The sequence below is a fragment of the Streptosporangium oxazolinicum genome, assembly GCF_039537505.1.
GTDB lineage: Bacteria > Actinomycetota > Actinomycetes > Streptosporangiales > Streptosporangiaceae > Streptosporangium > Streptosporangium oxazolinicum.
In genome coordinates this window covers 1,031,079-1,038,227 of the sequence record NZ_BAABAQ010000002.1, presented here as the reverse complement: position 1 = coordinate 1,038,227, position 7,149 = coordinate 1,031,079, and the positions used below count along the sequence as shown (strand labels likewise).

General features: G+C 72.3%; 7 protein-coding genes and 1 pseudogene. 6 read left to right on the top strand and 2 right to left on the bottom strand.

The features are described 5' to 3' along the window. The 5 genes and pseudogenes from ABD817_RS09585 to ABD817_RS09565 form a co-directional block, all read left to right on the top strand. A pseudogene (locus ABD817_RS09585) lies at positions 1-203 on the top strand (hypothetical protein); the annotation flags it as partial. Next, complete coding sequence (locus ABD817_RS09580; protein ID WP_344917172.1) at positions 200-985, top strand: hydroxypyruvate isomerase family protein; 786 nt, start codon at positions 200-202, stop codon at positions 983-985. The pseudogene ABD817_RS09585 and the gene ABD817_RS09580, both read left to right, overlap by 4 nt. Before the next feature lie 105 nt (positions 986-1,090). Next, on the top strand, positions 1,091-1,996 hold the full coding sequence (locus ABD817_RS09575) for a 2-hydroxy-3-oxopropionate reductase (protein WP_344917170.1): 906 nt from the start codon (positions 1,091-1,093) through the stop codon (positions 1,994-1,996). Next, entirely contained in the window at positions 1,993-3,723 is a 1,731-nt protein-coding gene (gcl, locus tag ABD817_RS09570; RefSeq protein ID WP_344917168.1) for a glyoxylate carboligase, read from the top strand. The genes ABD817_RS09575 and gcl overlap by 4 nt, the downstream gene beginning before the upstream one ends. Before the next feature lie 11 nt (positions 3,724-3,734). Further along, positions 3,735-5,279, top strand: a complete 1,545-nt coding sequence (locus ABD817_RS09565; protein WP_344917166.1) for an aldehyde dehydrogenase family protein — start codon at positions 3,735-3,737, stop codon at positions 5,277-5,279. A gap of 33 nt (positions 5,280-5,312) precedes the next feature. Here the strand turns inward: ABD817_RS09565 and ABD817_RS09560 are convergent, their stop codons facing one another. Next, entirely contained in the window at positions 5,313-5,702 is a 390-nt protein-coding gene (locus ABD817_RS09560; protein ID WP_344917164.1) for a DUF6703 family protein, read from the bottom strand. 223 nt (positions 5,703-5,925) lie between these two features. Continuing rightward, complete coding sequence (locus tag ABD817_RS09555) at positions 5,926-6,576, bottom strand: NADPH-dependent F420 reductase (protein WP_344917162.1); 651 nt, start codon at positions 6,574-6,576, stop codon at positions 5,926-5,928. On the opposite strand from ABD817_RS09555, the gene ABD817_RS09550 reads away from it, so the two are divergent. Further along, entirely contained in the window at positions 6,575-7,009 is a 435-nt protein-coding gene (locus ABD817_RS09550; protein WP_344917160.1) for an antibiotic biosynthesis monooxygenase family protein, read from the top strand. The genes ABD817_RS09555 and ABD817_RS09550 overlap by 2 nt on opposite strands. Positions 7,010-7,149 lie beyond the last annotated feature (140 nt).

Below are 7,149 nucleotides of genomic sequence, written 5' to 3'. Positions count from 1 at the left end.
AGACCATGGGCCACGCGGGTGCGATCGTGTCCGGCTCGGCCGGCACCGCCCAGGCCAAGAAGGACGCCCTGGAGAAGGTCGGCGTCCGCGTCGGCAAGACCCCGAGCGAGACCGCCCGCCTGATGCGGTCGGCGCTGGCCGCGCTGGGCACGCTGGACGGGCCGCCCGCGAAGGTCACCCTGGGAGTGGGGGAGACGCCGTGAAGTTCGACGTCAACCTCTCCATCCTCTTCACCGAGCTGCCGCTGCTGGAGCGGCCCGCCGCGGCGGCCAAGGCGGGCTTCGACGCGGTCGAGCTCTGGTGGCCCTTCGCCGCCCCCTGCCCGGCCGACCGCGAGATCGACGCCCTGCGGCGGGCGATCGAGGAGGCCGGGGTGCGCCTGGTCGGCCTCAACTTCGACGCCGGGAACATGGCGGCGGGGGAGCGGGGCCTGCTGTCGCGGCCCGACGGCTCGGCCAGGTTCCAGGCCAACATCGACGTCGCGGTGGGCCTGGCCGGAGCGCTCGGCTGCCGGGTGCTCAACGCCCTCTACGGCAACCGGGTGGCCGGGCTGTCCTCGCGGGCCCAGCGCGACCTGGCGCTGTCCAACCTCTCCCTGGCGGCGAAGGCGGCGGCGGGGGCCGGCGCCACGGTCGTGGTCGAGGCGCTCAACTCCTACGAGAGCCCCGACTACCCGATCACCTCCTCGGCCGCGGCCTTCGAGGTGATCGACCAGGTGGGCGCGGGCAACGTGGCCTTCCTCGCCGACCTCTACCACCTGCACCGCATGGGCGAGGACGTGCTCACCCTCATCGACAGGAGCGTCCACCGCTTCGGTCACGTCCAGATCGCCGACGACCCCGGCCGGGGGCAGCCGGGCTCCGGGGCCATGCCGTACGACCAGATCTTCGAGTCCCTGGAGACCTCGGGATACCGAGGCCACGTCGGGCTCGAATACCGCCCCACCGGCCCCAGCGCCGAGAGCTTCGGCTGGAGGAACGCTTGACCTCCCCACCGGCTCCCCAGGGCACACCACCGGACCGCGCGCGGCGACCGGCCGCGCTTCCCGCCCCCGGGCCGCGGCCCAGGGTCTCCACCTTGGAGGTATTCGATGAACGCTGAGCGAGGGAGGAGCGGTGAGCCGCTCATGAACATCGGATTCATCGGCCTGGGGATCATGGGCAGCCCGATGGCGGCCAACCTGGTCAGGGCCGGGCACACCGTCGTCGGCTACGACATGAGCGCCGAGCGGATGGACGCCCTCGCGGTGGCCGGCGGCAAGTCCGCGGGCAGCGTGGCGGAGGCCATCGCGCAGGCGGATGTCGTGATCACCATGTTGCCCGACTCCCCCCAGGTGGAGGAGGTGGCCTTCGGCGACGACGGGCTGCTCCAGCAGGGGAGGGAGGGGCTCGTCCACATCGACATGAGCACCGTGCGGCCCGAGACCTCCCGCAGGGTCGCGCAGGCCGCGGCCGTCAAGGGCATCAGGGCGCTGGACGCGCCGGTGAGCGGCGGGGAGCGCGGCGCGATCGACGGCACCCTGTCGATCATGGTCGGCGGGGACGCCGTCGACTTCGCGGCCGTACGCCCCCTCCTCGCGGTCGTCGGCACGACGATCGTGCACGTGGGGCCCGCGGGGGCGGGGCAGACCGTGAAGGCCGCCAACCAGCTCGTCGTCGGGGGCATCTACGGCCTGGTCGCCGAGGCGATCGTGCTGCTCGAAGCCTCGGGGGTCGATCCCGGCAGCGGGCTCGACGTCCTGGCCGGAGGGCTGGCGGGTTCCCGCATCCTCGACCTGAAGCGGCACTCCATGATCAGGCGCGAGTTCGCGCCGGGGTTCCGGATCGACCTGCACCACAAGGACATGGGCATCGCCATCGCCGCGGCGCGGGAGGCGGGCGTCTCACTCCCGCTCACCGGGCTGGTCGCCCAGCTCGTCGCCGCGGCCCGTGCCCAGGGGCACGGCTCCCTTGACCACTCCGCCCTGCTCAAGGTGATCGAAAGGATCAACCAGTGAAGCGGATCCCCTGCATGGAGGCCGTGGTGGCCGTCCTGGAGTCCGAAGGCGTCGACACCGTCTTCGGCATCCCGGGCGCGGCGATCCTCCCCCTCTACGCGGCGCTCCAGCACAGCGACATTCGCAACATCACCGTCCGCCACGAGGAGGGAGGCACGCACGCCGCCGACGGCTGGGCCCGGGTCACGGGCAACGTCGGCGTCTGCATCGGCACCTCGGGCCCGGCGGGCACCAACATGATCACCGGCCTCTACACCGCCCTCGCCGACTCCATTCCCATGATCTGCATCACCGGGCAGGCGGCGCGCGACAAGCTCCACCAGGAGGCGTTCCAGGCGGTCGACATCGTGGAGATCGCCAAGCCCGTCACCAAGTGGGCGGTCCAGCTCAAGGAGCCGGCCCAGGCCCCGTGGGTGTTCAGGGAGGCCTTCAGGATCGCCAGGTCCGGGCGCCCCGGCCCCGTCCTGATCGACCTGCCGATCGACGTGCAACGCGGCACCTGCCTGTACGACAGGGAGATCGACACCCCGCTCCCGGTGGAGGTCCCGCAGCCCAGGCCCCTCGCGATCCGGGCGGCGATCGACATGCTCATGGGCGCCCAGCGGCCCCTCATCCTGGCCGGTGGAGGGGTCGTCATCGCCGACGCCGACGCCGAGCTGCGCGCGCTCGCCGAGCACCTGCAGATTCCCGTCCAGGTGACGCTGATGGGCAAGGGCGCCTTCCCCGAGGACCACCCCCTGTTCGCCGGTATGGCGGGCATCCAGACCCAGACGCGCTGGGGCAACGCGGCGCTGCTGGAGAGCGACCTGGTGCTGGCGGTGGGCGCCAGGTTCGGCGACCGGCACACCGGCGACCTCGACACCTACCGCCGGGGCCGCAAGTTCATCCACGTCGACATCGAGCCCACCCAGATCGGCAAGGTCTTCGAGCCCGACCTGGGCGTGGTCGGCCACGCCCGGCCCACGCTGGCGGCGATGGCGGGGGAGGCGAGCAGCCGCACCAAGGCCCGCCGTCCCGGACGGTGGCCCGCGCGGGTCGCCGAGCTGCGCGGCACGCTGCTGCGGCGCGACGACTTCGACGACGTGCCGATCAAACCGCCGAGGGTCTTCCGGGAGCTGAACGACTTCTACGGGCCCGACACGACGTTCGTCACCGCGATCGGCCTCTACCAGATCTGGTCGGGGCAGTTCCAGAAGACCTACCTCCCGCGCCGCTACCTCGTCTGCGGGCAGGCCGGGCCGCTGGGCTGGGAGGTGCCCGCCGCGATGGGCGTCAAGTGCGCCTATCCGGAGCGGCAGGTGGTGGCCGTGGCGGGCGACTACTCCTTCCAGTTCCTGATGGAGGAGATCGCCGTCGCCGCCCAGTACCGCATCCCGTTCGTCATCGTGATGATCAACAACGAGTATCTCGGGCTCATCCGCCAGGCCGAGATCCCCTACGACATGAACTACGCCGTCGATCTCCACTACGGGGAGGGCGGGGTCGACCACGTGAAGCTCATGGAGGCGTTCGGCTGCCCGGCCCGGCGCGTCGAGCTGCCCGGCGAGATCGGCGACGCGTTGGCCTGGGCGAGCGCCGAGGCGGAGCGCCAGCAGCTCCCGGTGCTGGTCGAGGTCATGGTCGAGAGGGAGGCCAACGCGGCCATGGGCCCCTCACTCGACGCGATCAAGGAGTTCGAGCCGCTGCCCGAGCAGGCGCTCGCCCTGGCCATCGACTGGTCCGACTGAGGAGACACCCCATGTCACCCATACTCAAGCCGGGGTCGGCCTGGTCCGACGCCTACGAACGGTGCGTGTCGGCGGCGCCCCAGGCCTTCCACGACGACCGGGTGCTCAACCACTGGGGCGGCTTCTGGCAGCGCGACGGCCGCCCGGAGCCCGCCGCCTCACCGGTGGACGGCACCGCCATCGCCGGCCCGCCCCGCCTCGACAGGGCCACCGCCCTGCGCGCGGTACGGGCCGGTCTCGACGAGCACCGGCTCTGGCGCCACGTGCCGCTCGCCGAACGCAAAGCGCGCGTCACGGCGGCGCTGGAGGCGATGACCGCCCACCGCGACCTGCTCACCCTGCTGCTGGTCTGGGAGATCGGCAAGCCGTGGAAGCTGGCCGCGGCCGACGTCGACCGGTGCATCGAGGGGGTGCACTGGTACGTCGAAGAGATCGACCGGATGGTCGGCGGGCGCGTCCCCCTCGGCGGCCCGGTCAGCAACATCGCCAGCTGGAACTACCCGATGAGCGTGCTGATGCACGCCATGCTCGTGCAGGCCCTCGCGGGCAACGCGGTCATCGCCAAGGCGCCCACCGACGGCGGCCTGGCCTGCCTCACCCTCGCGACCGCGCTCGCCGCCCAGGAGGGGCTGCCGTTCACCCTCGTCAGCGGGGGAGGCGCCGAGCTCTCCCCGGCGCTGGTGCGCGGCAAGGAGCTGGGCTGCGTCTCCTTCGTCGGCGGGCGCGACGCGGGCGGGCAGGTGGCCACCTCACTCGCCGACCTCGGCCACCGGCACGTCCTGGAGCAGGAGGGGCTCAACTGCTGGGGGGTGTGGGAGTACGGCAACTGGGAGCTGCTGACCGGGCAGATCCGCAAGAGCTTCGACTACGCCAAGCAGCGGTGCACGGCCTACCCGCGGTTCGTGGTGCAGCGCTCGCTGTTCCACGAGTTCCTGGCCGCCTACCTGCCGGCGGTCCGGTCGGTGCGCTTCGGCCACCCGCTCGCCGTGGAGGGGCCCGACGACCCGCCGCCCGACCTCGACTTCGGCCCGCTGATCACCAACGCCAAGGTCAAGGAGCTCGCCGACCAGGTGGACGAGGCGGTGGCCAAGGGCGGGGTCCCCCTGTATCGCGGCTCCCTCGACGACGGGCTGTTCCTTCCCGGCCAGGACACCTCGGGCTACCTGGCGCCCGTCGCCATCCTCACCCCGCCGCGCTCGTCCCCGCTCTTCCACGCCGAGCCCTTCGGGCCGGTCGACACGATCGTGCTGGTCGACACCGAGGCCGAGCTGCTGGCCGCGATGAACGCCAGCAACGGCGCGCTGGTCGCCACGATCTCCTGCGACGACGAGGAGACCGTCAGGCGGCTCGCCCCGGAGGTGCGGGCGTTCAAGGTGGGGGTGAACGCGCCCCGCTCCCGCGGTGACCGGGAGGAGCTGTTCGGTGGTCTCGGCGCCTCCTGGCGGGGCGCCTTCGTCGGCGGCGAGCTGCTCGTCCGGGCCGTCACCCAGGGGCCCGACACCGAGCGGCTGCCGGGCAACTTCCCCGGCTACACCCTCCTGCCCACGTCCCGCTGAAGGCGCTGAAGGCGCTGAAGGCCGCGAAAGGTGTCAGAAGACGCCGAAGCGGTCGGCGGCGAGCAGGATCAGGAAGGTGAGCAGCACGACGCGCAGAAGACGCCCCCCGGCACCCAGGGACGGCCACGACATGTAGGCGAGCCAGCCGACGAACCCGATCACCGGAAGCACGGCGACACCGCCCCAGAAGGACGACACCGCGAACCCGGCCAGGAGGAGGACCACCAGCACCACCGGGGCGATCCACCGGGGGAGCTGGAACAGGAAGACGAGCGGGGCCGCGCTGCGCCGCTCGACCTTCCGCCGCAGCCCGGTCGCCCCCGGCGTGAAGAACTGCTCACCCGGGGGCAGCGGGCGCCTGCCCTGCCTGGGGCGGGGCTGTGCCAGCGGGTGTGCGGGGCGTTCCTCGCGCTTGTCGGCCACGACTCGAGCCTAACGCCACCGCGCCCGCCGCGACATGCCCGGAGCCCGGGGCCGTCCACGGTGCCGGGGCGCCTCGGGCGGCCGGTGGGGGGACATGAACGGGTGCGTGCGGCCCCGGACACGTCTCAAACCCGGCCGTCCGCGGTGCCGGGGCGCCCTCGGGCGGCCGTTAGGGGGTCGGGGGCCATCGGGAGGCCTTGAGGGGAGGCGAACGCGCGCCGTCCTACGGGAGGTCGCGGTAGCGCTTCGCCGCCGCGAGGTCGGCGCGCAGTTCCTCGGCGGTCCTGCGCGGCCCGTAACCGGGGGTGTCGCGCTGGATGCGCCACCCCTCGCTCAACGGCCCCACGTCGACGGTGTCGAAGCCGAACTGGTCGTAGAGCGTGGTCGCGAACGCCTTCGCCTTGGCGTCGTCACCCGCTATGACGAGCGCCCGGCGGTTCGGGGCTCCGGAGGGGAGGGCGTCCTCGGTGATCTGCGCCGCCAGGATGTGGTTGAAGGTCTTGACCACCTTGGACGTCGGCAGGTGCGCCTGCAGCAGCTCCGCCGTCGTGGTGGACTCGTCCTCCAGCTCGGGGATCACCCCGTCCCGCTCCGGGTAGTAGTTGTTCGTGTCAAGGACGATCTTTCCGGCGAGCGGTTCGACCGGGACCCGCCGGTAGTTGCGCAGCGGGATCGTCACGACGGCCACGTCCGCCGCCTGTGCCGCCTCGGCGGCCGTCGCCGCCCTGGCACGCGGGCCGAGCTCCGCGATGAGCTCGGCCAGCGTCTCCGGCCCCCGCGAATTGCTGATCACCACGTCGTAGCCGTTCGCCACCGCCTGCCGGGCGAGCTGGCTTCCTATGAGACCCGCGCCGATGATGCCAAGAGTTGTCATGTTCACCCGGAACCCGGAAGATCCAGCGAGTATTCCTGGCGAGGGCGAGGGCGAGGGCGAGGGCGAGGGCGAGGGCGAGGGCGAGGGCGAGGGCGGGCGCGCGGTTGTCCGCCCGTCGTCCGGGAGCGGGGCCGGGCTCTGGCATGCTGGGCGGATGCTCGCCCTCATCCGCTACTCGGTGCCCCCGGGCCAGACCGAGGAGTTCACGCTCCGGGCCCACGAGATCGTCGACACCCTGGCCGGGCAGCCGGGATACGTGCGCGGCCGGGTGTCGAGGTCGGTGGACGAGCCGGAGCTGTGGGCGCTGATCAGCGAGTGGGAGGGCGCCGGGTTCTACCGCAGGGCGCTGGGCGCGGCGCGGATGGCGATGTATCCACTGATGACGCTCATGATCAACGAGCCGAGCGCGTTCGAGGACGTCGAGCGCCCCTAAGGTCTCGCCCGTCGTCCGATGTCCCGGGGAAGCTTTGCCGGGGTGAGGCGGGCGGCGTGGTTTAACCGCACGTCCCGAGGGTCCGTCTCCCCTAAGCTGGAGGCTCAATCAATTCCTCGCCGACCTCCAGCCGGATGGAG

Bases quoted from the DNA above. Each gene is read 5' to 3' on its own strand.
- ABD817_RS09575 (WP_344917170.1), top strand. From the start codon at position 1,091: ATGAACGCTGAGCGAGGGAGGAGCGGTGAGCCGCTCATGAACATCGGA.
- ABD817_RS09565 (WP_344917166.1), top strand. From the start codon at position 3,735: ATGTCACCCATACTCAAGCCGGGGTCGGCCTGGTCCGACGCCTACGAA.
- ABD817_RS09550 (WP_344917160.1), top strand. From the start codon at position 6,575: ATGTTCACCCGGAACCCGGAAGATCCAGCGAGTATTCCTGGCGAGGGC.
- ABD817_RS09555 (WP_344917162.1), bottom strand. From the start codon at position 6,576: ATGACAACTCTTGGCATCATCGGCGCGGGTCTCATAGGAAGCCAGCTC.